This is a genomic window from Pseudoalteromonas sp. SG43-7, assembly GCF_014164295.1.
Taxonomy (GTDB): Bacteria; Pseudomonadota; Gammaproteobacteria; order Enterobacterales; family Alteromonadaceae; genus Pseudoalteromonas; species Pseudoalteromonas rhizosphaerae.
Genome location: NZ_JACJEY010000189.1, coordinates 1 through 437 on the forward strand (window position 1 = coordinate 1; position 437 = coordinate 437).

Here is a 437-nt window from a genome sequence, read left to right on the forward strand (position 1 = left end):
GGCCCATCAAAGGTGACAATGTTGCTGTCGAGGGTGAGTATATTGGTAGCGATGATGGTGGCGTTGCCTTGGCTATCGAGTTTAATTTCGCCGCCGGCGTTATGAATGATTAAATCGCCTTGCCCAGAGCCTGTGATGTTAATTGACTTACTAGTTTGTAAAAACGTTGAACCATTTGGTACGTTGAGCTTTAAATCACTGTTATTAGTCTTTAGTAAAATATCACTTTGCGCGTTTATTTTAACCGCACGCCCCGAAATTAATGACAGCTCTTGGTCAGCTTTTACATCGATTTTTTTACCTGTGAACGCGTTGTTGCCGGCACTTTGGTAATTGATATTGCCGTTGTTAGTTTGTTGTTTGAGTTCATTTTTAACATCAATAAATTGATTGTTCTTTATCACAAACTGTACATTGTTTTGCTCGGTTTCTAGGCA

1 pseudogene is annotated in these 437 nt (G+C 39.8%); it reads right to left on the minus strand.

From position 1 onward, the window contains the following. Nucleotides 1-404: pseudogene (locus H5200_RS23450) on the minus strand (hypothetical protein); the annotation flags it as partial. Between the last annotated feature and the right edge of the window lie 33 nt (nt 405-437).